23 protein-coding genes, 1 tRNA gene and 1 pseudogene are annotated in these 22,601 nt (G+C 68.0%); 12 read left to right on the top strand and 13 right to left on the bottom strand.

What is annotated here, in order from left to right:
• On the bottom strand, nucleotides 1-1,134 hold the full coding sequence (locus tag FHX53_RS14015; RefSeq protein WP_182490522.1) for a glycosyltransferase: 1,134 nt from the start codon (nucleotides 1,132-1,134) through the stop codon (nucleotides 1-3).
• Between the two features lie 198 nt (nucleotides 1,135-1,332).
• On the opposite strand from FHX53_RS14015, the gene FHX53_RS06555 reads away from it, so the two are divergent.
• On the top strand, nucleotides 1,333-1,566 hold the full coding sequence (locus FHX53_RS06555) for an ANTAR domain-containing protein (protein WP_182490614.1): 234 nt from the start codon (nucleotides 1,333-1,335) through the stop codon (nucleotides 1,564-1,566).
• Here FHX53_RS06555 and FHX53_RS06550 read toward each other — a convergent pair.
• The 5 genes from FHX53_RS06550 to FHX53_RS06530 all read right to left on the bottom strand — a co-directional run bounded on the left by FHX53_RS06550 (nucleotide 1,563) and on the right by FHX53_RS06530 (nucleotide 6,799).
• Nucleotides 1,563-2,460, bottom strand: a protein-coding gene (locus tag FHX53_RS06550) for an IS5 family transposase (protein WP_425488290.1) whose coding sequence is annotated in 2 segments (ribosomal slippage) — nucleotides 1,563-2,124 and nucleotides 2,123-2,460 — 900 coding nt in all. Because the reading frame shifts where the segments join, the coding sequence is not laid out codon by codon here. The genes FHX53_RS06555 and FHX53_RS06550 overlap by 4 nt on opposite strands.
• A gap of 45 nt (nucleotides 2,461-2,505) precedes the next feature.
• Nucleotides 2,506-2,976 (bottom strand): UDP binding domain-containing protein, encoded by a 471-nt coding sequence (locus tag FHX53_RS13815; RefSeq protein ID WP_182490521.1) that lies wholly within the window; start codon nucleotides 2,974-2,976, stop codon nucleotides 2,506-2,508.
• A 185-nt stretch (nucleotides 2,977-3,161) separates the two neighbouring features.
• Complete coding sequence (locus tag FHX53_RS06540) at nucleotides 3,162-4,172, bottom strand: CNNM domain-containing protein (protein WP_182490520.1); 1,011 nt, start codon at nucleotides 4,170-4,172, stop codon at nucleotides 3,162-3,164.
• Nucleotides 4,169-5,638, bottom strand: coding sequence for a CNNM domain-containing protein (locus FHX53_RS06535; protein ID WP_182490519.1), 1,470 nt, complete (start codon nucleotides 5,636-5,638; stop codon nucleotides 4,169-4,171). The genes FHX53_RS06540 and FHX53_RS06535 overlap by 4 nt, the downstream gene beginning before the upstream one ends.
• Nucleotides 5,639-5,824: 186 nt before the next feature.
• Entirely contained in the window at nucleotides 5,825-6,799 is a 975-nt protein-coding gene (locus FHX53_RS06530; protein ID WP_182490613.1) for an arsenic resistance protein, read from the bottom strand.
• A 96-nt stretch (nucleotides 6,800-6,895) separates the two neighbouring features.
• Between FHX53_RS06530 and msrB the strand changes: the two genes are divergently transcribed.
• The 4 genes and pseudogenes from msrB (at nucleotide 6,896) to FHX53_RS06510 (ending at nucleotide 10,331) form a co-directional block, all read left to right on the top strand.
• Nucleotides 6,896-7,360, top strand: coding sequence for a peptide-methionine (R)-S-oxide reductase MsrB (gene msrB / locus FHX53_RS06525; protein ID WP_182490518.1), 465 nt, complete (start codon nucleotides 6,896-6,898; stop codon nucleotides 7,358-7,360).
• Nucleotides 7,357-7,911, top strand: coding sequence for a peptide-methionine (S)-S-oxide reductase MsrA (gene msrA / locus FHX53_RS06520; RefSeq protein ID WP_220476221.1), 555 nt, complete (start codon nucleotides 7,357-7,359; stop codon nucleotides 7,909-7,911). The genes msrB and msrA overlap by 4 nt, the downstream gene beginning before the upstream one ends.
• Nucleotides 7,912-7,932: 21 nt before the next feature.
• A pseudogene (locus tag FHX53_RS14155) lies at nucleotides 7,933-8,787 on the top strand (serine hydrolase domain-containing protein); the annotation flags it as partial.
• A 161-nt stretch (nucleotides 8,788-8,948) separates the two neighbouring features.
• Complete coding sequence (locus FHX53_RS06510) at nucleotides 8,949-10,331, top strand: DUF2130 domain-containing protein (RefSeq protein ID WP_182490517.1); 1,383 nt, start codon at nucleotides 8,949-8,951, stop codon at nucleotides 10,329-10,331.
• A 9-nt stretch (nucleotides 10,332-10,340) separates the two neighbouring features.
• Here FHX53_RS06510 and FHX53_RS06505 read toward each other — a convergent pair whose 3' ends face one another.
• Nucleotides 10,341-10,805 (bottom strand): DUF5997 family protein, encoded by a 465-nt coding sequence (locus tag FHX53_RS06505; RefSeq protein ID WP_220476220.1) that lies wholly within the window; start codon nucleotides 10,803-10,805, stop codon nucleotides 10,341-10,343.
• A 54-nt stretch (nucleotides 10,806-10,859) separates the two neighbouring features.
• On the opposite strand from FHX53_RS06505, the gene FHX53_RS06500 reads away from it, so the two are divergent.
• Nucleotides 10,860-11,417: a LysR substrate-binding domain-containing protein gene (locus tag FHX53_RS06500; protein ID WP_182490516.1), complete on the top strand. Its 558-nt coding sequence runs from the start codon at nucleotides 10,860-10,862 to the stop codon at nucleotides 11,415-11,417.
• Between the two features lie 12 nt (nucleotides 11,418-11,429).
• Here the strand turns inward: FHX53_RS06500 and gdhA are convergent, their stop codons facing one another.
• Nucleotides 11,430-12,779, bottom strand: a complete 1,350-nt coding sequence (gdhA, locus tag FHX53_RS06495) for an NADP-specific glutamate dehydrogenase (protein WP_182490515.1) — start codon at nucleotides 12,777-12,779, stop codon at nucleotides 11,430-11,432.
• A 241-nt stretch (nucleotides 12,780-13,020) separates the two neighbouring features.
• On the opposite strand from gdhA, the gene FHX53_RS06490 reads away from it, so the two are divergent.
• On the top strand, nucleotides 13,021-13,782 hold the full coding sequence (locus FHX53_RS06490) for a MerR family transcriptional regulator (RefSeq protein WP_182490514.1): 762 nt from the start codon (nucleotides 13,021-13,023) through the stop codon (nucleotides 13,780-13,782).
• Between the two features lie 10 nt (nucleotides 13,783-13,792).
• On the opposite strand, the gene FHX53_RS06485 is transcribed toward FHX53_RS06490, so the two are convergent.
• Nucleotides 13,793-14,338: a small multidrug efflux protein gene (locus FHX53_RS06485; protein ID WP_182490513.1), complete on the bottom strand. Its 546-nt coding sequence runs from the start codon at nucleotides 14,336-14,338 to the stop codon at nucleotides 13,793-13,795.
• 227 nt (nucleotides 14,339-14,565) lie between these two features.
• The gene (locus tag FHX53_RS06480) at nucleotides 14,566-15,990 is read right to left on the bottom strand and encodes an SNIPE associated domain-containing protein (RefSeq protein WP_182490512.1); all 1,425 of its coding nucleotides are present in this window, start codon (nucleotides 15,988-15,990) and stop codon (nucleotides 14,566-14,568) included.
• A gap of 87 nt (nucleotides 15,991-16,077) precedes the next feature.
• Here FHX53_RS06480 and FHX53_RS06475 point away from each other — a divergent pair, with 87 nt between their 5' ends.
• The 3 genes from FHX53_RS06475 to FHX53_RS06465 are packed head-to-tail and all read left to right on the top strand — an operon-like array spanning nucleotide 16,078 to nucleotide 18,762.
• Entirely contained in the window at nucleotides 16,078-16,395 is a 318-nt protein-coding gene (locus FHX53_RS06475; RefSeq protein WP_182490511.1) for a nucleotide pyrophosphohydrolase, read from the top strand.
• Nucleotides 16,382-18,163 (top strand): DUF2075 domain-containing protein, encoded by a 1,782-nt coding sequence (locus FHX53_RS06470; protein ID WP_182490510.1) that lies wholly within the window; start codon nucleotides 16,382-16,384, stop codon nucleotides 18,161-18,163. Before FHX53_RS06475 ends, FHX53_RS06470 begins: the two co-directional genes overlap by 14 nt.
• A gap of 17 nt (nucleotides 18,164-18,180) precedes the next feature.
• Nucleotides 18,181-18,762, top strand: coding sequence for a DUF1643 domain-containing protein (locus tag FHX53_RS06465; protein ID WP_182490509.1), 582 nt, complete (start codon nucleotides 18,181-18,183; stop codon nucleotides 18,760-18,762).
• A 74-nt stretch (nucleotides 18,763-18,836) separates the two neighbouring features.
• On the opposite strand, the gene FHX53_RS06460 is transcribed toward FHX53_RS06465, so the two are convergent.
• A complete protein-coding gene (locus FHX53_RS06460; protein ID WP_246335501.1) occupies nucleotides 18,837-19,577 on the bottom strand; it encodes an integrase core domain-containing protein in 741 nt (246 codons plus the stop codon).
• Nucleotides 19,578-19,656: 79 nt separating this feature from the next.
• Here FHX53_RS06460 and istA point away from each other — a divergent pair, with 79 nt between their 5' ends.
• Nucleotides 19,657-20,868, top strand: a complete 1,212-nt coding sequence (gene istA / locus FHX53_RS06455) for an IS21 family transposase (protein WP_182490508.1) — start codon at nucleotides 19,657-19,659, stop codon at nucleotides 20,866-20,868.
• Nucleotides 20,868-21,665 (top strand): IS21-like element helper ATPase IstB, encoded by a 798-nt coding sequence (gene istB / locus FHX53_RS06450; protein WP_182490507.1) that lies wholly within the window; start codon nucleotides 20,868-20,870, stop codon nucleotides 21,663-21,665. The genes istA and istB overlap by 1 nt, the downstream gene beginning before the upstream one ends.
• Before the next feature lie 259 nt (nucleotides 21,666-21,924).
• Here istB and FHX53_RS06445 read toward each other — a convergent pair whose 3' ends face one another.
• Both FHX53_RS06445 and FHX53_RS06440 read right to left on the bottom strand, forming a co-directional pair.
• Nucleotides 21,925-22,242, bottom strand: a complete 318-nt coding sequence (locus FHX53_RS06445) for a transposase (RefSeq protein ID WP_159502532.1) — start codon at nucleotides 22,240-22,242, stop codon at nucleotides 21,925-21,927.
• Nucleotides 22,243-22,450: 208 nt separating this feature from the next.
• Nucleotides 22,451-22,524: transfer RNA gene (locus FHX53_RS06440), tRNA-Pro, on the bottom strand.
• Between the last annotated feature and the right edge of the window lie 77 nt (nucleotides 22,525-22,601).

Below are 22,601 nucleotides of genomic sequence, written 5' to 3'. Positions count from 1 at the left end.
TCACACCAGCTGCAAGTGGACGAGCTCAGCGGCGATCGCGCGATACTGCTCGGCTACGGCGAGCCAGCTCGTGTTCGCCGAGCTCAGAGCCGCGGATCGCCGCATCGCGTGAGCGACGGCGTCGGTGGTGAGGATCGCGCGCAAAGCATCCGCCATCGATTCCGGGTCGCGATGCGGCACGACGATGCCCGCCCCTCCGGCCAGGAGCTCGATCGCGTGCGGGAACCCCGTGGCGACGACGGGGATCCCCGCCGCGACCGCCTCGGCAAGCACCCCGGAGGTCGCCTGATCCGTCGAGTCGTACGGCAGCAGCACCGCGTCGGCCGTAGCCAGCAGGCGGGCGAGCTCTGCCGGGTCGAGGTACCGCCCGTCGAGGCGCACGCGCTGCTCGAGCTCGAGCTGCGCTACGAGACCGGCGAGCTTCGTGCGGTACCTCTCGCCGGACTGTGCGATCACCTTCGGATGCGTCTGCCCCGCCATGAGGTAGTGCACCTGCGGGTGCACGTCGCGCAGGAGGCTCATGGCCCGAATGCCCCACTCCAGCCCTTTGCCCGGCGAGATGAGGCCCCAGGTGAGAACGCGACGCGTGGACCCTGCGGGCGGCGCTGCGGCGACCATCGTCGTCACGCCGTGGGGGACGACCCGCACGCGCGGCCCGTCGACGCCGAAGACGCGGGCGAGCGTCATCCGTGCCCGCTCGGTCATGACGATGACGACGGATGCGCGCCGGCACACCGCGATGAGGACTTCGTGCTGGTGCGCGGTCGGGTCCGGGAGCACGGTGTGCAGCACCACGATCGCGGGGGACGCGGTCGCCTCGAGGAGCGCGACGACCTCCTCGCCGTCGGCACCGCCGTAGATGCCGTACTCGTGCTGCACGATCGCGACGTCGCACCCGCTCAGCATCGCGGCCGCCTGACGGACAGTGCGGGGGCGGCCGGCGATGAGATCGACGGAGGGCCCGGCGAAGGCGAGCCTGCCCGTCAGTCCGGTTCCGTCGGGGGCATCGAGCACACGCACGACGCTCGCGCTCGAGCGGGGGTCGTCGAGCAGGGCATCGGCGAGGGCCTCGGTGAAGGTGGCCAGACCGCAGCGGGTCGGGGGGACGGTGCTGACGAATCCGAAGTGAGTCACGAGTGCGCACCCTCATTACGCCCGCGCCTCGCGGCATCGGGCAGGTCGGGACGTTTGCCGACACCACCACATGCTGCGCGATGCCCGCGCTTCCGTCGTTCTGTCGGCGCACAGCCCTCGGTCGAGTGCCCTGCGTAGGGTTCGGACGCTACACCCGCGACCGAGCGGCGCGTCACCCCCTCCTCAGCGACTGCGCAGATTCCGGAGGGCACGCTCCTCGCCGAGCAGCTGCACCGGGCGCTCGACAGCCGCATCCTCATCGAGCAGGCGAAGGGCATGATCGCCCCCTCGCCGTCGCCCAGCATGGATGATGCGGTCACCGTCCTGCGTGCGCACGCCAGCATCACCAACCGTACGATCCGAGCGTTCGCCAACGCGATCAGCGCCCGCGAGCTCGAGGTCTCGGCGCTGCAGTCGCGCGCCCCTCACTAGGGCGTGTCTCCTAAGCGTTTGAGCCAGAGTGTGATGGCTCGCAGGACCGCGCCGCCGCGGTAGGTGAGCGCGAGTTTGTCGTATCTGGTGGCGAGCCCACGCCATTGCTTGTCTTCGTTGAAGCCGCGTTCGACAACGTTGCGACCCTTGTAGTCCTCGACGTCGTAGCTGACTGGTCGCCCGCCACGGGAGCCGCGACGCTGCCGGTGTCCCTGCTGGTCGGAGGGCTCGGGGATCACGGCGACGATCCCGCGTTCGCGCAGGCGGGTGCGGATGGCACGCGAGGAATACGCCTTGTCGCCGCGGACGCGGTCCGGTCTCGAGCGGGGCCTGCCCGGGCCACGCCGGCCAACTTTGAGGTGGTCCATGAGCACGGGGAACATCGGGGCATCGCCGGCCTGCCCGGGGCCGACCAGCACGACCAGCGGTAGCCCGCGGCCGTCGACGAGGTGGTGGATCTTCGTGCTCAACCCTCCGCGTGACCTGCCAATCGCGTGGTCAGGCGGCTCCTCCCGCAAATTCTTGTAACTCGATAGAGCCCCCTGTGTCGCGCGGGAGGTTCGTTGCGTGCTGATGCGCACGGTTGATGGTGGAGTCCACGCTGACGGCCCATTCGATCTCGCCCGCTGCGTCCGCGTCAGCGAGGATCTCGGCGTAGATACGATCCCAAGTGCCGTCTCCGCTGAACCGGCGATGACGCTTCCACGCGGTCTGCCACGGCCCGAACTCGGCGGGCAGATCACGCCACGGCGAACCCGTCCGATACCGCCACACGATCCCCTCCAGCACCCGACGATGCTCCTGAAACGGTCGCCCGCCCTTGCGGGAAGCGATCGGCATCAAAGGCTCGATCCGAGCCCAAGCAGAATCCGACAAAGTACGAGTACGCGTCACGCTCCCAGCCTGCCGCAACATCCCGCAGAGGTTACGAGACACGCCCTAGTCGTCGAGCGCCAGGTACTCCCCGCGCGCCGCACTGTAGCGCTCGGCATCGAGTGCTCGGCGGCAGTCGACGACGCGCCGGGCCGCGACGAGCAGACCGACGATGTACGGATCAGCCAGCCGCAGCTCCCTCCACTGGCAGAGCACGGCGAAGATGCGGTCGTCGAGGATCGCCCGGGCGAGCGAGTCGACGAACGAGATGTCGGGATGCGCAGCGACGGCATCCTGGTCGGCCTCCGGGTCGAAGGCGGTCACGGTCGCTCCTTCGCGCATCAGGGCGCGCATGACGGCCAGGCTGAGGCATCCGCGGCCTTGGCCGCACTCAGGCCTCCGCCTAGCGGTCGCGCCGATCGCGGCGATGCGGAGACCGGCGACCTCGCCTCCCGCGATGCGCCGGATGACCTCGAGCGTTCGCCTGCCGGCGTCCGGGAGCTCGACGATCTCGGGAAGGATCGGCGTGACGGTCACAGGGAGTCCTCTGCTCGGGCGGGTGCGCAACCGAACGCTCGACGATCTCCTGGAGCGGTCCTCGACGACCATGCCTGGAGGTCGAACCCCGAGGACTGGAGGGTTGGGCTTACGACGAAGCGTGCTGCGCTCGTTACACACACGCGCCGTGCGACCGCAAGCCCCGGGCCGGCTCGGACCGGGGCTCAGCGCGCGACAGGAGTCGCGGGCAGAACTCGCCGCAGCACATCGGCGAGCGTCACGACGCCGAGCATGCGCTCACCGTCGAGCACCACGCCGAGCTGCACGCTTGCCTCGCGCATGCGGGCGAGCACCTCGTAGACGGGAGTGCCCGCGGCGATGACATACGCGTCGCGCGCGTGGGCGGCGACGAGCGAGTCGGGCGCCTCGAGCAGCGTGTCGCGCACGTGTACCACTCGGGGTCGGCCGGGACCGTCGAGGAGGATGCGGAGGTGACCGGATCGCAGCGCGGCGTCGCGCAGATCCGCCACCGAGGCATCCGCCGCGACCGACGTCGGAGTGCGGTCCGACGCGATGAGCGACTCGACGGTGAGCGACTGCAGCTCGAGCATCGCCGAGAGCTGCGCCTCGTACTCGGGCTCGAGCACGCCTGCCTTGGCGGAACTCTCGACCAGGAGGCGAATCGTGGCGACATCCTGCCCGCCGACCGCCGCTCGTTCGACGGGCGTCACGCCCGTGGCGGCGACGAGGCGGTTCGCGATGCTGTTGATCCAGCTGAGCAGCGGGCGCAGTGCCGTGACGAACAACCGCGACGGGAGGCCGATGATGCGAGCGGAGAGTTCGGGGTGAGCGATCGCCCACGACTTCGGCGCCATCTCTCCCACCACGAGGTGCAGGAAGGTCACGGCGAACAGTGAGAGGGCGAATGCCGTCACGTCAGACGCCCACGGCGCGAGGCCCCAGGAGGTGAAGATCGGGCCGAGCCACGCATCGACCGCGGGTTTCGTGACGGCGCCGAGTGCGAAGGTGCACGCGGTGATGCCGAGCTGGGCGACCGCGAGCATCATGGTGAGCTCGTTGACTCCGCGCAGCGCGGCGCGGGCGGAGCGGCTCGTCGCCGCCATCTCCTCCAGACGGTGCCGGCGGGCGCCGAGCAGGGCGAACTCGATGACGACGAAGAAGGCGCTCAGAGCGATCAGAAGAGTCGTGACGAAAAAGACGATCCAGCCGTTCATCGGTGGTCCTCCTGGCCGGCGTGGGCGGCACGGCCGGTCTCCACGCCGCTGTCGCTGGTTTCGGATCCGCCGCGCTCTGCCGCGCTGGCGTCCGCATCGCCGTCGTGGTCGTCGGGCAAGTCGATGAGGCGCACGCGCACCTGGCTCGGCACGTGGCGCTCGATCTCGAGCACCTCGATCTCGAGGGCGCGGCGAGCGGGCCTCTCGTCGGCGAGGTCGGCGCTGCTGGCGCTCACCTCGATCACCGCGATCTCGCCCACCTCGGGAAGAGAACCGCGCTCGGCGATCAGGAGACCAGCGATCGTCTCGACCTCGCCCCGGGGCAGCTCGACGCTCACGGCACGCTCGACCTCGTCGAGGTGAACATCCCCCTCCATGATCCAGATGCCATCGTCGTCGGGCTCGAGCAGGCTGGTCGCGTCGTCCTCGTCGTGCTCGTCGGTGATCTCGCCGACGACCTCCTCGGCGAGATCCTCGAGCGTGAGGACGCCGGCGAATCCGCCGTACTCGTCGATGACGCAGGCGAGCTCGTTGCGGGTGGAGGTCAGCTCGGCGAGGGCATCGGGCAGGCTCATGACAGTCGGCAGCACAAGCGGCGGGCGCATGAGCGACTCGACGTGGCTCTCGTCGGAGGCGGACGACGAGAGGACGTCGACCAGATGCACGACCCCGAGCGGCTGCTCGTCGTCGCCGATCACCGGGTAGCGGGTGTGGGCCTGCGCCATGAGGCCCCGCAGCTCGCCGACCGTCATCTCTGGGCGAGCAATGCCGACGCGGCTGCGCGGGATCATCGCGTGCTCGACATCCTGCTGCGGGAAGTCGAGAATGCGGTCGAGCATGATCGACAGCTCCTCCGGCAGGTTTCCGCTCTGACGCGAGTCGTAGATGATGCGCTCGAGATCGCGCGCCGTGGCGCTCGTGTCGACGTCGTGGACGGGCTCGATGCGCAGGAGCTTCAGCAGCAGGTTCGCGGAGTGGTCGAAGACCGAGATGAGCCAGCCGAACACGGTGAGGTAGACGAGCGTGGACGGGGCAAGCGCGCGCGCGAGCGGGTCGGGACTCGCGATGGCGAGATTCTTGGGGAAGAGCTCTCCGAAGATCATCTGGATGACGGTCGCCGCGATGAGCGTCACGACGGTGCCGACGGTGACGCTGACGGCGGCTGGCACCCCGACGCCGCCGAGCAGCACGCCGAGGGACTCGCCGACGAGGGGCTCGGCGACGAAGCCGACGAGAAGGCCCGTCACCGTGATGCCGAGCTGCGCGCCCGAGAGCATGAAGGAAGTGCGCTGCGTGACCTTGAGCGCTCGCGCGGCGGCCTTGTCGCCCGACTTCGCCTGCGCCGCGAGCTTCACGCGATCGACGGACATGTAGGCGAATTCCTGGGCGACGAAGTAGCCGTTCGCGGCGATGATCACGAGGATCACCAGGATGCCGAAGAGGAGGAGGCCGACCGTCTCGATCACTCGAGACCACCCGGGAGGTGCGAAGCGCTCAGTGCGTCGGTCGGACGACTATGACTGGGGTCGCCGGAAGGCGATGAGGGTGTGTCGTGAGGCACGGGGGTTCGGGATCTCCAAGCGAGAGGGGTCGGGAACAGCGGCAAGCATGGCGAGAGAACCTTGGCGGCGCCTGTGACGTGCTCGCGTCCGTCAGCGCTCGACCGACCCCCGGCTCGGCAGGAGCCGCGGCACCAGCCGCACCAGGACGATCATGCCGACGAGCTCGATGAGCGTCTGCGTCACGACCACGAGGGGTGCGAGGGCGAGTTCGGCAGGCAGCGCGAGGGCGAGCGGCAGCACGACGAGGCTGTTGCGCGTCGCCCCGCTGAATGTCACCGAGCGGGCGCCGGGGGTGTCGAGTCGCAGCATCCGGCACACGATGAGCCCCGCGAGCGGCATGAGAACCAGGAACGCCACGTACAGGGGCACGACCCGCAGCAGCGCCGGCAGGTCGGCGGCAACGGCCGCGACCTGCGAGCCGACGACAGTCGCGAGGGTCAGCATCATGAGCGGCACCATCGTCGTGAGCGCCGCCTGCTGCCCAAGGTCGACGATCGATGAGCGGGATGCGCCCCACTGGGCGACACCCGCCAGGGCGAGCGGCAGCGCGATCAGGACGAGGAAAGCCTCGACGAAAGGCCCGGGCTCGACGCTCGCGAGCACGGCCTCCCCCGCCATCGGCAGCAGGTAGAGCGGCAGCAGGATCGTCTGGGCGAGCATCAGCAGCGGAGTCGAGGCGACGAGCCGCGCCCGATCGCCGCCGGCAAGACCCGCGAAGACGATGACGTAGTCGACGCACGGGGTCAGCAGCACGAGCAGCACTCCGAGCAGCAGGGCGCGGTCATCGACGACGAACCGCGACAGCGCGAACGCGACGATCGGGGCGATGACGAGGTTCACGACGGCGAGCGCGACGAGGAACCTTCCCGACCGCACGGCGCGCCCGATATCGCGGAACGGTACCGCGAGGAAGGTCACGAACAGCAGAGCGGCGAGCACGGGCGTGATCGCCGCCTCCATCGCGCCAGCGGTGCGGGGCAACCCGAGCCCGAGCGCGGCGCCGGCCGCGATCGCGAGCGCGTACAGGAGCACCTGATGGCGCTCCCACGCGGCGGGGTCGCGCATCCGTCTCACGGCTCGAGAGTACGGCGGGAACGCAGGCGGGGGTTGCAGTGTTGACTCCAGTGGCCGCCCGTCGCGGCCTCGTCGGAAGGACCCGCCATGACGAACCAGTACCGCGCCACCCCCGAGGCGATCGCCCGCCTCACCCCCATTCAACGCAAGGTGACGCAGAACGGCGGCACCGAGCCGCCGTTCCGCAACGAGTACCACGACAACAAGGTCGCCGGCCTCTACGTCGACATCGTCTCGGGCCAGCCGCTGTTCTCGAGCCGCGACAAGTTCGACAGCGGAACCGGCTGGCCGAGCTTCACGAAGCCCGTCAGCTCGGACGCCGTCACCACGAAGACCGACCGCACGCTGTGGATGAAGCGCGTCGAGGTGCGCTCCTCCGGCGCCGACAGCCACCTCGGGCACGTCTTCGACGACGGCCCGCGCGAGGCCGGCGGCATGCGGTACTGCATGAACTCGGCGTCGCTGCGATTCATCCCCGTCGACCAGCTCGAGGCCGAGGGCTACGGCGAGTACCTGACCCACTTCACCACTACGGACGGAGACGCCTCATGAGCATCGACATCAGCACCGGCGAGATCACCCGCACCCCCGGCACCGAGACGGCCGTCCTCGCGGGAGGCTGCTTCTGGGGCATGGAAGACCTCATCCGCAAGCAGCCCGGCGTCATCAGCACGCGCGTCGGCTACACCGGCGGCCGCAACGAGAACGCCACGTACCGCAACCACCCCGGCCACGCCGAGGCGGTCGAGATCGTCTTCGACCCGAGCGCGACGACGTACCGCGACATCCTGGCGTTCTTCTTCCAGATCCACGACCCGTCGACCCTCGACCGGCAGGGCAACGACGTCGGATCGAGCTACCGGTCGGCGATCTTCCCGCTCACCCCCGAGCAGGAGCACGTCGCGCGCGAGACGATCGCCGACGTCGACGCCACGCTCCGCTGGCCCGGCCCAGCCGTCACGACGATCGAGAAGGCGGGCCCGTTCTGGCAGGCCGAGGAGGAGCACCAGGACTACCTGATCAAGCACCCCAACGGCTACACCTGCCACTACCCGCGCCCGGGCTGGGTTCTGCCGCGGCGCGACGAGGCCGCCGCGAGCTAGGCGGCCAGTAGCCTTGCGGCCATGACGAGCTGGTCGGGCGACGCGTCGCTCTCGGCGAGCGCCGACCGACTGCTCGGGCGCGCCCACCCGCGCGCGGCCGTCGCGCTCGTCACGCCGCAGGGCTCGGCGACTGCGTGGCACGGCGTCTCCGAGGGCGCCGACTTCGAGATCGGGTCGATCTCGAAGGCCATGACCGGGATGCTCTACCGCGACTCGATCGACCGCGGCCGGGTGGCACCCACCACCGTGCTCGCTGAGCTACTCCCGCTCGGCGGTCACGGCGCGCTCGAGCGGGTCACGCTCGAGGCGCTCGCGACGCACCGCTCGGGACTCCCCCGCCTTCCTCCCGGCATGCGCCCGCTGCGACGCTCGTGGCGCCTGTGGACGCGCGGCGAGAACCCGTACGGCGACACCCTCGCCGAACTGCTCGAGCAGTGCCGAGGTATCCGCGTCGGCGCGCCGCGCGGCCGGTACTCGAACCTCGGGTTCCAGCTCCTCGGTCACGCGGACGCCGCCGCCGAGGGCACGAGCTATGCCGAGCTGCTGCAGCGCCAGCTCGGGGCGGAGTACTGGGCTCCGCGCACGCCCGACGATCTTCGACCGTCGAGCCTCCTCGGCGTCTCGCGGCGCGGGCGGCCGCGGGAGGCGTGGACGGGAGAGGCGATCGCGCCGGCCGGGGGCATCCGCGCCACGATCGGTGCCATGCGCGAGCTGATCGAGCGCATCCTCGACGGCTCTGCGCCCGGCGTCTCGGCGCTCGACCCCGACACCGCGTACGCTCCGGGCGTCCGCATCGGCGCCGGGTGGATCACGATCGGCCGGGACGGCCGGAGCCTCACGTGGCACAACGGCGGCACGGGCGGCTTCCGCAGCTGGATCGGCGTCGACCGCGCCTCCGGCACCGGAGCCGTCGTCCTCACCGCGTGCGAGCGCTCCGTCGACCGTGCCGGTTCCGACTGCTCGGCGGGCACGCGCCCTCCTCATGAACGTCGCCGCGGCGACGTAGGGTGTGCTCGACCGACCCGGAGGATCCACCGATGCACGAGATCACCTGCCCGCACTGCAGCAAGGCGTTCACCGTCGACGAGGCCGGCTACGCCGAGATCCTCAAGCAGGTGCGCGACCGCGAGTTCACGCAGGAGCTCCACGAGCGGCTCGAGCTCGCCGCGAAGGAGAAGCAGACCGAGATCGCTCTCGCCGAGGCGACCCTCACGGCCAAGTTCGAGCGCGACGCCGCCAAGCGGCAGACCGAGATCGAGCACGCCGCCGTCGAGCGGCAGGCCGAGATCGAGCGCCTCAAGGCGGAGCTGCGCTCCACCGAGACGACGCAGAAGCTCGCCGTGAGCGAGGCCCTCGCCGCTGTCGAGCGCGAGCGCGACGCCCTCAAGAGCGCCCTCGAGAAGGAGGTCGCGCAGACCCACGCCGAGGTCGAGAAGCTCAAGGCCGAGCTGTCGGTCGCCGACGTCGCCCGCCAACTCGCCCTCGCCCGGGCCACGAGCGCCCTCGAGAAGGAGCGCGACGACCTCAAGCGCGACCTCGAGCTGCGCGCCACCGAGCAGAAGCTGCTCGAGGCCTCCCTCAAAGAGCAGCACAGCACCGAGGTAGCCCTCCTGCAGCAGACCATCGAGACGTACAAGGACTTCAAGGCCAAGCAGTCGACCAAGATGCTCGGCGAGACCCTCGAGCAGCACTGCGAGATCGTCTTCAACCGGGCCCGCTCCGGCGCCTTCCCGCGCGCCTACTTCGAGAAGGACAACGACGCGAGCGGCGGCACCAAGGGCGACTTCATCTTCCGCGAGTCGAACGACGAGGGCGTCCAGGTCATCTCGATCATGTTCGAGATGAAGAACGAGGCCGACGCCACAGCGACGAAGAAGAAGAACGAGGAATTCTTCGACAAGCTCGACAAGGACCGCACGGCGAAGGGCTGCGAGTACGCCGTCCTCGTCTCGATGCTCGAGCCCGACAGCGAGCTCTACAACGAGGGCATCGTCGACGTCTCGTACCGCTACCCGAAGATGTACGTCGTCCGCCCGCAGTTCTTCCTGCCGATCATCACGCTTCTGCGCAACGCGGCCCTCAGCACCGAGCAGGTGAAGAGCGAGCTCGCCCGCGTGCGCGAGCAGAACGTCGACATCACCAACTTCGAGGAACGCCTGAAGGTCTTCAAGACCGGCTTCGCCCGCAACTACACGCTCGCCTCCGACCAGTTCGGCGAGGCCGTGAAGCGCATCGACGAGGCGATCAAAGACCTCGAGAAGGTCAAGGATGCCCTCATGAAGTCGGCGAACAACCTGCGGCTGGCGAACGACAAGGCCGACGGTCTCACCATCAAGTCGCTCACGAGCGGCAACCCGACGATGGCGGCGAAGTTCGCCGAGCTCGAGAAGGGCGAGGTCGCGGTCGCCGAGGTCGAGTAGCACTGCTGGCTAGAGCAGCTCGTCGTCCTCGTCGTCCGCGTCATCGCTCGTCCGCGAGGTCGGCGAGACGGGCCGCTCGCCGACGGCGGTGCCGGGCTTCACACCGGTGCCCGGTGCGTGCTTGTCGCGCTCGACGACGAGCCACTCGGGCATCTCCTCGAGCAGCGCCGTGATCTCGGCCGTCGTCATCGAGTCGCTCACTCCCCCGCGCGCGAGCGCCGAGTTCGACACGCCCAGGCGGCGTGCGACCTCATCGCGCGGGTGCGGGCCCTCGCGGCGCAGCGACGTCAGCCACTCGGGCGGGTTCTCCTGCAGCTCCATGAGCGCTGTGCGCGAGATCTGCGCCTCCTGGAACTCCGCGGGCGTCGCCGGCAGGAACACGCCGAGCTTCTTCGCGGCCGTCTTCGGGCTGAGCAGCTGCTCCTTCGGGGGCTTCGGCTGCTGGCGGCGGTCTTCGCGGGGCGCATCGGTCATACCCCGAGCGTAGGCGACCCCGGCGCCCGCCTGCCTCGCCGGTAGCCTGACCCCATGCCCGATCCGCGCCCCGAGCCCCTGCGCGTCGCCTTCGTGCCCGGCGTCACCCCGACCAAGTGGGAGCGCATCTGGCGCGAGCGCCGCCCCCGCGGTCGCCTCGATCTCACCCCCATGACGCAGACGGATGCTCTCGCCGCGTTGCACGACGGCACCGCCCACATGGCGCTCCTCCGCGACGCCTCCGCGACCGACGACTGGCACGCCATCTCCCTGTACCGCGAGGCCCCTGTCGTGGTCGCCCCCAAGGAGTCGCTCGTCGCCGACCTTGCCGCGCCCACGCTCGAGGATCTCGCGGATGAGACGGTTCTGCCCGTCGACCTCCTCGACGGCACCGGCGAGGATGCAGTGGCGCTCGTCGCCGCGAACGTCGGCGTCGCGGTGATGCCGCAGTCAGTGGCGCGGGCGCAGTCGCGCAAGGACGTGGTGGCGCGGCTGGTGACCGGCGCGCCGGACACGGGGATCTCGCTCGTGTGGCCGATCGACGGCCCGCATCCGCTCGTCGGCGAGTTCATCGGGATCGTGCGCGGGCGAACCGCCAACAGCTCGCGCTGACCGGGCGGCGCCTCAGACCACCCCGAGCGCGAGCATCGCGTCGGCGACCTGGGTGACCCCGGCGATATTGGCGCCGGCGACGTAGTCGTCGGGCACCCCGTACTCTTCGGCCGTCTCCAGGCACCGGTCGTGGATCTGCCGCATGATCTCGGCGAGCCGCTGCTCGGTGTGCTCGAAGCTCCACGAGTCGCGCGACGCGTTCTGCTGCATCTCCAGCGCGCTCGTCGCCACACCTCCCGCATTCACCGCCTTGCCGGGGGCGAAGAGGATGCCCGCCTCGCGCAGAACGCGCACGCCGGCCGGCGTGGTCGGCATGTTCGCACCCTCGGCCACGACCTGCGCGCCGTTCGAGGCGAGCGCCCTCGCTCCGCGGTCGTCGAGCTCGTTCTGCGTCGCGCACGGCAGCGCGATATAGCACGGCACGTCCCAGATCGAGCCACCCGCGACGTAGCTGACCGCTCCACCGCGCTCGTCGGCGTACTGCGAGATGCGACCGCGACGCACCGTCTTGATGTCGGTCAGCAGCTCGAGGTCGATGCCCCGGGCATCCACCACATAGCCACCGGAATCGGAGCAGGCGACCACCGTCGCGCCCAGCTGATGAGCCTTCTCGATCGCGTAGAGGGCGACGTTGCCCGAGCCCGAGACGACGACGCGCTTGCCCTCGAGGCTCTGGCCGTGGCGGCGCAGCATCTCGTCGACGAAGAACACGGCGCCGTAGCCGGTGGCCTCGCGGCGAACGAGCGAGCCGCCCCAGCCGATGCCCTTCCCGGTGAGGACTCCCGACTCGTATCGGTTGGTGAGCCGCTTGTACTGGCCGAAGAGGTAGCCGATCTCGCGGCCTCCGACGCCGATGTCGCCCGCGGGCACGTCGGTGTGCTCGCCGATGTGGCGGTGCAGCTCGGTCATGTACGACTGGCAGAAGCGCATGACCTCGGCGTCGCTCTTGCCCTTCGGGTCGAAGTCAGCGCCGCCCTTGCCCCCGCCGATGGGCATGCCGGTGAGAGCGTTCTTGAACGTCTGCTCGAAGCCCAGGAACTTGATGATGCCGACGTTGACCGATGGGTGGAAGCGCAGGCCGCCCTTGAACGGGCCGAGGGCCGAGTTGAACTGCACCCGGAACCCGCGGTTCAGCTGAACGCACCCCGCATCGTCGACCCACGGCACCCGGAAGATCAGCTGCCGCTCGGGCTCGACAAGGCGCTGCATGATCGCGGCGTCGGCGTACTCGGGGTGCTTCGCGACGACCGGCGCGAGGCTCTCGAAGACCTCGAGCACCGCCTGGTGGAACTCGGTGTCGCCCGGATTGCGGCTCACCACCTCGTCGTAGACGGGCTGAAGGGCAGGGTCGAGAGCGAGCATGCGGTGGCCTCCGAGAGCAGACGGAAGCCCGCGCGGATGAGCGCGGGCGACACCTGCCAGGCTACCGACAATCCGACACCTGTTGTGTCGGTCGTCGCGGGGCTCGTCAGTCGAGCAGGGCATCCACCGCAACGAAGCCGTAGCCCGTCGCGCGCAGCCCCTCGACACAAATGTCACCCGCACGAGTCCGCCTCTGCCCGGCAGGATCACTCGGGACGGCGCTGCTGAGGGGGCACCACTGATGGCCTGGAGCACGAGAGAGCTCGCCGAACTCGCCGGCACGACCGTCAACACGGTGCGCCACTACCACCACCTCGGCCTGCTCCCCGAGCCCGAGCGGCGCTACAACGGCTACAAGCAGTACGAGGTCTCGCACCTCATGGCGCTGCTGCGCATCCGCCGCCTCGTCGACCTCGGAGTCCCGCTCGCTCAGATCCCCGATCTGGGCGGCGCGACCGCCGAGGATCAGGCGCTGCACGAGGTCGACGCCGACTTCGCCGGCAGCATCGAGCGACTGCAGCGGGCGCGCGACGGAATCGCTGCCGTCATCCGAGAACGAGCCCCCGCCGACATCCCAGAGGGGTTCGAATCCGTCGCCGCGCGCATGTCGGAGGCCGACCGCTCGATGGTCCACCTCTACAGCCGCGTCTACGACGACGACGCGCTCGCCGACCTGCGCAGCACGGTCGAGTCCAGCGACCCGGCCGTCGAGGCCGAGATCGAGAGCCTCCCGGCCGACGCCGACCCCGACACCGTGCAGCGACTGGCCGAGCGGCTCGCCCCGACCCTCGCGCGCAACCTTCTCGAGCATCCGTGGCTCGCCGACCCCGAATCGCGCCGCTCCACCGGCGGAGCCCACGCCCGCGACGCGCTCATCGAGAGCGTCAAGGCGCTCTACAACCCCGCGCAGCTGCAGGTGTTCATGCGCGCGAGCACGCTGGCGCGGGAGCTCGCCGACGAGATGCGCAGCACCCGCGACGAGCCTCCCGCACCAGCGGACTGAGTGCTCAGGCTCACGCCCCGAACAGGGTGACGAGCCCGAGCGCGATGGCGGCGACGAGCGCCGTCCACAGCACGATCGCGACGACCTGCCAGAGCAGCACCCAGCCCTTGCGCACACCCGACGCGACGAGGAACGCCGCCGTGAACTGCGTCGGCAGGGCGAGCGGGGCGAGGATGCTCGCTCCGGGCACCCCGTAGCGCACGAGCCAGGCGCTCAGGCGCTTGCGGCCCTTCGCCCGCCGGGTCTCGGTGCCCTCGACGGGTTCGTGCTCGAGCACGGCGACGCCCCCGCCGTCGGCCGACGACGCTCGCCGCGTCACGACGGACTCGCGCACCCGCGAGCTCAGCAGCACCACGGCGATGACGCTGAGGATGTTGCCCACCGCGCCCGCGAGCGCGGCGACGATGGGGTTGATGCCGACGACGATGCCGATCGCGGCCGACCCTTCGCCTTCGACGTACGGGATCATCCCGAGCGCGGCGACGATGAGCGGCTGCGCGAGCTCCGGCAGCCCGGCGACGAAGTCGGTGACTCCGTCAAGAGGTGTGGTGGTCATGGTCGATCTGCTCTCTGTCAGAGGCGAGAAATCTCGCCTGCGGACAGAGAACTCTGTGTGGTCGCCACAGGGTCAAGGGCTTTCGTCGCGGCGGTGGCCGGGTTCGCTCCCCGCGGACCTGGCGCGCTACTCGACCTCGCGACCCTCGGCCTCCTAGCCCCCCCGTGCTGTCGTGCCCCGCCGCGATGCTGGAGCTTCGCGTCGCGCACCCACGCTCGCCTAGAAGGTCACCCGCCGGTGGAGATCTTCGGCGCTGACTTCGCGGCACTGACTTTGAATTCCAGCGCCTCTGGCTCGAGGACGTACTCCAGCACCTCGACCGATTCCGCTTTCAGTGCTTCAAGCACCGCGTCTGGCGTGACCTTGAAGTACTCACGTCGCAGGTTCACCTTGTTGATGCGGTGCTCGTCGAACTTCTTGTGGAGCTTCGCCTCGATTCCGAGCGCGTCATCGGCAAAGAAGAGGGCGTGAACGTCGAATCTGAATGGCACCGACGCGTCCCCGAGTTCGTTGACGCGATCCATCGGTTCAAGCCTGCGCGTCATTCCAATTTTCACCACATCCCCGCCGAATGACCCGACGTTCGAAATTACGTAGACATACCCAGCGCGGATGTTCGCAGCCCTGTAGTCGACGTCCTCGATCGCCCTATCGACGTCCGCCAGGCGATCGCGGATGCGCTGGGCACCCTCTACATCACCATTCGCCTCTAGCGCAGCAAGGGTCGCGACGTAGTGGGATCGCTCCTTCTCAAGCTTCTCCTTCTGCCTGGCGAGTTCTTGCTCGGCCTTGCGTTGCTCGCGTAGCTCCTCCCTGTGCGCTCGTTCCAGTTCTTTTTCTCGCTGGCGGGCCTGGAGGTGCTCGGCAGCTAATGCAAGCTCTTTCATACGGAGCTGATGGAAGTGCGGGGTGATTCGAAGATCGATCATCGTGCCCTGACGAGCGATCTGTTCCACAACGGTGTTCAGTCGCTTCGTTGCTGTGGGCAGGTTCCCGGCCTTCACCGACTTGACGCAGTTCTCGGCTTCGGCGTTGTACGCACGTAGCAGAAGATTCGACATGTCACTGACGAACTTCTTCCCCTTCGCGGTTGAGCCGTTGAAGGTGAAGTTGCTGCTCGCCTGAGTGGCTCGCTTCCCGCGAATCGTTTGCTTGATTTCAGACCTGAGAGCATCGAGCTGCGACCCCAGCAACGTCGAAGACTCGGCCGGGTGCTCGTAGTCGAATAGCCCGTAGGACTGGAGCTCGACCGCTGCCCGCGCGCTCAGGACATCGCGTTGAACGGCGGCCGCAAGCTCGCCTGCGGAACGCGCGACGGCTTCCCGCGACGCGTCCATTTGCGCCTTGAGCTCGTCGAGTTGCTTCTTGTAGGTCTCCTTGAGCGCGTCAAGCTCCTCGACCTCCGCGAGTCCGTGCTTGTCGATTAGCGACTGCAGACGCCCGTTTTCAGCTGCGTAAGCGAGCGCCGCCCTCTTCCCACCGAAGAGTCCGACCTTCGGCATTGCGGAGGCCGAGCGGACAGATGGCGTCGGGCTGGAGATCTGCGCACGGGTTACGGCCTGGTCTGCGAAGTGCGCCGTCCACGCTTGACCGTCCCACCACCGCTGCCGCCCAGAACCATCGTCGTACCAACCGGCAACTGCATTCGTCATGGGGCGAAGGTATCTGAAGTTGAGGCTGGCTCCGATCCCCCGTTTCAGGGGCGGCGACTTACGCCATCGCCCGGCTACGCTTTGCGCATGACAGAGGCCGCATTCGAAGCCTTGCGCGCATTCGTTGCGGAACGCGACTGGTCTCAGTTCCACACACCTGAGAACCTCGCGAAGAGCATCTCAATCGAGGCAGCGGAGCTTCTCGAGGTATTTCAGTGGGGCGGCGAAGTCGACGATGCTCACCTTCGGGAAGAACTCGCAGACGTACTGACTTACTGCTTCCTGCTGGCCGACAAGATCGGCGCTGACCCGCAGCAGCTCGTGCTCGACAAGCTTGAGCAGACCCGCGCCAAGTACCCGGCCGACATTGTGCGGGGCCGCAGCGAGAAGTATGACCAGCTCTGAGATTCAGCGCATCGCGTTTGAGAAAGACGCCGTGCGCGCGTGGGCCAAGACCGACCCGCGGCACCGCAACTGGCCGGTCGTGTACCTGCTCGACGCCGCGGACAAGAACGTGAAGGCGCCCGGCCTCAAAGAGGTCTACGTCGGCGAGACGCTCAACGCTGAGGCACGCATCCTGCAGCACCTCGAGAACCCCGACAAGAAGCGCCTGCTCGCGCAGTTCCGGGTCGTGCTTGACGACCGGTACAACAAGTCGGCGTGCCTCGACCTCGAATCGCACCTCATCCGCCTGCTCGCCGGCGACGGCACCTACCGCGTGCTCAACCGCAACGACGGCATCACCGACTCCAACTACTACGACCGCGAGCTGTACCGCGAATCGTTCCAGGATGTGTTCGAGCAGTTGCTCGATGAGGGCATCTTCTCCCGCAGCATTCCCGAGATCGAGAACAGTGATCTCTTCAAGCTCTCCCCGTACAAGGCGCTCACCACCGACCAGGCGGTCGCCGTCGAGAGCATCGTGGAGGGTCTCTTCGACGACCTCGAGGAGAACATCGGCGAGCTGCTGATCGTGCAAGGTGAACCCGGCACCGGCAAGACCGTCGTCGCGATCTACCTGATGAAGTTGCTCGCCGACATCAAGGCCTCCCGGCCCGATGATGAGCCCGACGCCGACTCGATCTTCTCCGACTTCTTCACGGACGGACATCGTCAACTGCTGACCGACTTCCGGGTCGGGCTCGTCGTACCGCAGCAGTCTCTGCGGAAAAGCATCCAAAGCGTCTTCAAGCGCACGCCCGGGCTGAGCCCCATCCAGGTGCTGACGCCGTTCCAGGTCGGGGTGAGCGATGAGCCATGGGATCTGCTCATCGTCGACGAAGCCCACCGCCTCAACCAGCGCGCCAACCAGCCATCGGGCATCCAGAACCGGCAGTTCATCGACATCACCACGAAGCTCTTCGGCGCCGATGACATCACCAAGACGCAGCTCGACTGGATTCGCGCGCGGAGTCGCCACCAGATCCTCATGGTGGATCCCGCGCAGAGCGTGCGACCCGCCGACCTACCGCCCAACCTGCTGCGCGCGCTCGTCGACGAGGCCAAGGCTGACGGGCGTCACTATCCGCTCGTATCGCAATTACGGGTGAAGGCCGGCGAAGACTACATCGGGTGGGTGCGCAGCATCCTGCGCCCGGGCCTTCCCGATCCGGATGCTCCGCCCCCCGCACCGCGGAACTTTGAGGGCTACGACCTGCGGTTCGTCGAGGACCTCGGCGAGATGCACGACGCCATCCGCGAGCGCGACGCCGAACACGGGCTCGCGCGCCTTGTCGCCGGCTACGCGTGGGAGTGGAAGAGCCGCAACGACCCCGCGGCATTCGACATCGAACTCGACGGCCGGCAGCTTCGCTGGAACACCACTGCCACCGACTGGATCGCCTCGAAGACCTCGCTGGAAGAAGTCGGTTCGATCCACACGGTGCAGGGTTACGACCTCAACTACGCCGGCGTCATCATCGGCAACGACCTTCAGTGGGACGAGGATGCACAGCGCCTGATCGTCGACCGCGCCAGCTACTTCGACAAGAAAGGCAAGGAGAACAACCCGACGCTGGGGCGGGTCTACAGCGACGACGAATTGCTGCGTTACATCTCGAACGTCTACGCGGTGTTGCTGACTCGAGGAATCAAGGGGACCTACGTCTACGTCTGCGACTCCTCGCTCCGGGCCCATTTGAGGCGGCATATTGGCACGTCAGGGACGACTTAGCAGCCTCGGAGGATTGAGTGTCGACTGAGTACCCCCTAGGACAAGAGCCAGACTTCTGGGAGCCGGACCCCGAGGAGCAAAGCCATCGTTTTGCCCTCGGCAATGTGCAACGTAGCTCGATCAGCAGCCCGCCATTGATCGCGATCTGCATGAATCCGTCATATGCCACTCGCCTTCAAGCCGACAGGACGGTCAATCGTCTCATCAGGGCGAGCATCGACAACCGGGCTTCAGGTTGGCTGATGCTTAACCTCTATCCGGAGAGAGCCACTGACGCGTCAAACCTGTCCCCATTCGACCCGAGTCTCTCAGCAGCGAACTGCGAAGTGATTGGGGCGGTCCTCCGAAGATTCGGGGCCAGCGAGGTGCTGGGAGCCTGGGGTGGGTTGAAGAACCGGACGCTACGTCGAGCAAGAGCTGACGTCCTGGAGACGCTCGAACGCCTCGATGTGAAGCTCTTCACGTTCGACGGGCTCACGGGCGGTGGAGATCCGCTGCACCCCACCCCGCGAGGTACCCCGCTGCAAATGCGTGGCGACAAGCGCTTTCTCATGGCCAAAGGTGCACGTCTCGTGGAGCACCCTCACGAAACCCGCTGACACGAATGTCGCGGTCCTCTGCGAACGAATGTCTGCCTGACAGGGTCGATTTGTCCCCACCGGCTTGTCCCGCGTCAAGTAGTTGGCAGGGTTTCTTCGATTTCGAAGTTGGGGATGGTGGGGTCGGCCAGGCCGAGGTGCACGTCGATCGGCCGGTTCCAGGCGATCGCTTCGTGAGGACGTTCGGTGTTGTACTCGATGCGGTAGTCCTCTGCGCGTTCGACGAGGGTGAGCGCGTCGGGGATGTCGTCGAGGAACAGCCGCTCGTATTTCAATGTTCCGAATCCGCGTTCGCGTGACCCGTTCTGACCCGGTGATCTCACTCGGGTGCGGACGTGACGTAGCTCGGGGTGGCGCATGATGAACAGCTCGAAATTCAGCGACCGGAACGGGCCGCCGTTGTCCGTCACGATCGTCACCACCGGCAGCAGCTCACCGGTCTCGGGATCGATAGGGCAGGTGTCGACGAGCGGGTGCCCGAACATCGCTTCGTAATCGACCAAGGCGAGCTCTATCGCCGCGATCGCGTCGTGCTGATTCGCTGTCGGCGACACGTGGAACGGATGCTCGACCTTGGAGAACCAGTCCCGGCACCCGGCGATCCGCCAGGTGCCACCGGTCGTGGTCTCGAACTCGCTGAAGTCCAGCTGCCACACCTGATTGGGCCCCGTCGGGTTCCTCGCGAACGCGGCCTTGCGATCCGCCGCGAGCTGGCGGCGCTGCCTCTGGTACTCGGACGGCAGGATCAGCCCGTCATCGCGCAGCAGCCGCAGCACAGTCGCCTGCGACACCTTATGACCGTCATGCCGCGTCATCGCCCAGATCTTCCTGTCGACGACGCTCGAAAACTGGACAGTAACGACGCTCGAAAAGTGAACACTCAACGATTGGAGAGTGATCACTTTGGAAGACTGGGCATTGATCAGGAGGCTCGCTGCGGAGGGCGTGCCTAAGGCGCGGATTGCCGAGCGGTTGGCGGTGTCGCGGACGACGGTGGTGAAGGCGGTGAACTCGGACGCGCCGCCACGGTATGTTCGGGCTCCGCAGGCGACGTCGTTCTCCGTGTTCGAGCTGCGGGTGCGGGCGCTGCTGGCCGAGACGCCGGACATGCCGGCGACGGTGATTGCGGAGCGCGTTGACTGGACGGGGTCGATGACCTGGTTCCGTCAGAATGTGAAGGCGCTGCGGCCGGAGCACCGACGAGTTGATCCCGCGGACCGGTTGAACTGGGAACCGGGGGATGCAGCGCAATGCGACCTCTGGTTCCCGCCGCGGAAGATACCGCTGGAGGACGGCACGGCGAAGCTGCTGCCGGTGTTGGTGATCACGTCCGCGCACTCGCGGTTCGTCACCGGCCGGATGATCCCGACACGCAGAACGGAGGATCTGCTGCTGGGGTCGTGGGAGGTGATCCGGCAGCTGGGGCGGGTCCCACGCCGGCTGATCTGGGACAACGAGCCCGGCATCGGGCGCGGCAACCGCCGAGCGGAGGGCGTCGCGACCTTCATGGGCACCCTGGCAACCAGGCTTGTGCTCCTGCCGCCGAACGACCCGGAGTCCAAGGGCGTGGTCGAGCGCCGCAACGGGTGGTTCGAGACCTCGTTCATGCCCGGCCGCTCGTTCGCCTCCCCCGCGGACTTCAACGCCCAGTTCACCGACTGGCTGGTCAAAGCGAACGCGCGGGTGGTGCGCACGACCAAGGCCGCACCCATCGATCGGTTGGAAGCGGATCGGGCCGGGATGCTGCCGTTGCCGCCGATCCCGTTGCATCTGGGCTGGCGCAACAGGGTCCGCCTCGGCCGCGACTACTACGTTCGTCTGGATACGAACGACTACTCCGTTGACCCGACCCTGATTGGTCGCCTCGTCGACGTGAGCGCAGATCTGGAACGGGTGCGGGTGCGTGCTGACGGGCGTATCGTCGCCGACCACGCCCGCATCTGGGCACGCGGGATCACTGTCACTGACCCTAATCACGTCCAGACGGCGGCACGGCTGCGTCGGCAGTTCCAGCAGCCGCGCACGGCGCAGGTTGCGGGGGACCTGACCCGCGATCTTGCCGACTACGACAGAGCGTTCGGGTTGATCGACGAGGAGGTCAGCTGATGGGCGCCGTCACCAGCGCCGAGGCGGTCAAGCAAATCCACTACCTCGCCGCCGCGCTGAAGGCCCCCCGCATCGTCGAGGCCGCGACCCGGCTGGCGGAGCAGGCCCGCGACGCAGGTTGGACCCACGAGGACTACCTCGCCGCGGTCCTGGAACGCGAGGTGTCCGCCCGCAACGCCTCCGGCGCCGAACTGCGCATCCGCGCCGCGGCCTTCGGCGCCCGCAAGACGATCGACGACTTCGACTGGGACGCGCAATCGGCAGTGCGGCAACAGGTTGCCTCACTCGCCTCCGGCGCTTTCCTGACCGAGGCCCGCAACGTCGTGCTCCTGGGCCCGCCCGGGACCGGGAAGACGCACCTCGCGACCGGCCTCGGCATCATCGCAGCCCGGCACGGGCACCGTGTGCTGTTTGCAACGGCGACTGACTGGGTCACCCGTCTCGGCGACGCCCACCGGCACGGCCGGCTCCCGGCTGAGCTCGCCCGGCTCCGCCGCTACGGGCTGATCATCGTCGACGAAGTCGGATACCTCCCCTTCGAGCAGGACGCCGCGAACCTGTTCTTCCAGCTTGTCTCATCCCGCTACGAGCACGCATCTCTCGTACTCACCAGCAACCTGCCGTTCTCCGGCTGGGGCGGCGTCTTCGGGGACCAGGCAGTCGCCGCAGCCATGATCGACCGCATCGTCCACCACGCCGACGTGATCACGCTGAAGGGCGCCAGCTATCGGCTCCGCGGACGCGGCATCGACAGCCTCCCCAGCACGCGAACCGCCAATGGCGAATCAGCCAACTAAACTGCCCACAAACGTTCACTTTTCAAGCGCCGAAACCGTTCAGTTTTCGAGCGTCGCCGACACTTCCGATGACCCCACGCCGGATGCGCCAAGGCGTGTTTCGTGGCGAGCTCGCGGGCCGCCTCCCTCGCCGGCTGCGGCCACGGGCCCTTCGGCGGTCGGGACTGCTTCGCTTTGGCCTGCCAGCGCCGCCAGGTGCGTTCGGGCATGTCGATCAGCTGGCAGAACCTCGAAGTCGACATGCCCGCCTCGACGCGGATCACCTCGAGGTCCTCGAAGGGCCCAAGCGGCCCTCGGCGCTCTTCTTCCAGACGCGGATCTCAACCGCTGCCTCACCCAGAGCCTGGGTGAGCTCGGCGACCTCGTCCTCGAGTTGCTGCTCCCGGGTCGAGGGCTTGGACTTGCCCGCCTCGATCCCAGCCTTGCCGCCCTCGAGGAACTGGCGCTTCCAGTTCCCGATCGCTTGCTCGGAGACCTTCTCGCGGCGGGCTGCCTCGGCGATCGTGATCTCGCCCTGCAGCACGGACAACACGATGCGGAGCTTCTTCTCCGCGGGGATCGTGGGGGGACGACTCATGACATTCAGACCTTTCAGCTGGGGCGTTGCATCAGCAACTAACTACCCCTGCCAAACATTCTGACGCGCGACAGGCTCCCCCAGACGCGGCGGAGCCGCGCCCGGGGCCCCTCGCGCGGCGTGGGCCCACCTGCTCGCAGGTGCAATGTCGATTAGCCCAAGAAATGCCGAAAGGGGCCGTCCATTGGACGGCCCCTTTCGGCATTTGTCGGGCTGACAGGATTTGAACCTGCGACCCCTTGACCCCCAGTCAAGTGCGCTACCAAGCTGCGCCACAGCCCGTGGCTGGCCCTCCGCGGGGGTGGGCCGTAGGAGAGTCTAGCGGCAACCGGGAGGGGGTGAGCGCAACCGCCCGCGCT

The organism is Microcella alkalica, from assembly GCF_014137945.1.
GTDB classification, from domain to species: domain Bacteria; phylum Actinomycetota; class Actinomycetes; order Actinomycetales; family Microbacteriaceae; genus Microcella; species Microcella alkalica.
The sequence above is the reverse complement of the archived record's forward strand: the minus strand, read 5'-3'. Positions and strand labels throughout refer to the sequence as shown.